The sequence below is a fragment of the Mesorhizobium sp. M6A.T.Cr.TU.017.01.1.1 genome (assembly GCF_004023115.1).
GTDB lineage: Bacteria > Pseudomonadota > Alphaproteobacteria > Rhizobiales > Rhizobiaceae > Mesorhizobium > Mesorhizobium mediterraneum.
On record NZ_RZTA01000283.1, the window covers coordinates 1 to 533 of the forward strand.

The following is a 533-nucleotide window of genomic DNA, read 5'->3' on the forward strand; positions in this document are numbered from 1 at the left end:
ACGCATAATTGTTCTTATTTGAAAAGGATTTTTCAACGCAACCTGGCCGGGAAGATGGTTCCCGCAAAGGTATGGAAGCCGTGGCGCTTTGCTGCGCAACTGCATTAAAACAGGGCAAGTCCCGACGGAGCGGACAATGACGATCTCGCAGAAGACCCTTGAAACCAGCCACGGCAAGATCGCGGTGCGTGAGACCAGCGGCCAGGGAACCGCTGTCATGCTGATCCACGGCAATTCATCTTCCAGTGCCGTTTTCCGCAACCAGTTGGACGGCCCGTTGGGCGAGCGATATCACCTCATCGCTCCCGACCTACCCGGCCATGGAGCGTCCGGCGATGCGATCGATCCAGAGCGTTCCTACAGCATGGAAGGCTATGCCTATGCCATGACCGAAGTGCTCGGGCTGCTCGGCATCGACAAGGCCATCGTCTTCGGCTGGTCGCTCGGCGGCCATATCGGGCTTGAGATGATCGACCGCTTTCCCGGCCTGCTTGGCTTGATGATCACCGGCACGCCGCCCGTCTCGCCCGAGG

At 59.3% G+C, this 533-nt stretch carries 1 protein-coding gene; it reads left to right on the forward strand.

Annotated elements, in window-relative coordinates; translation table 11 throughout:
• Positions 1 to 136: 136 nt before the first annotated feature.
• The coding region (locus tag EOB36_RS34010) for an alpha/beta hydrolase (RefSeq protein ID WP_164897733.1) at positions 137 to 533 on the forward strand (397 nt) is incomplete at its 3' end.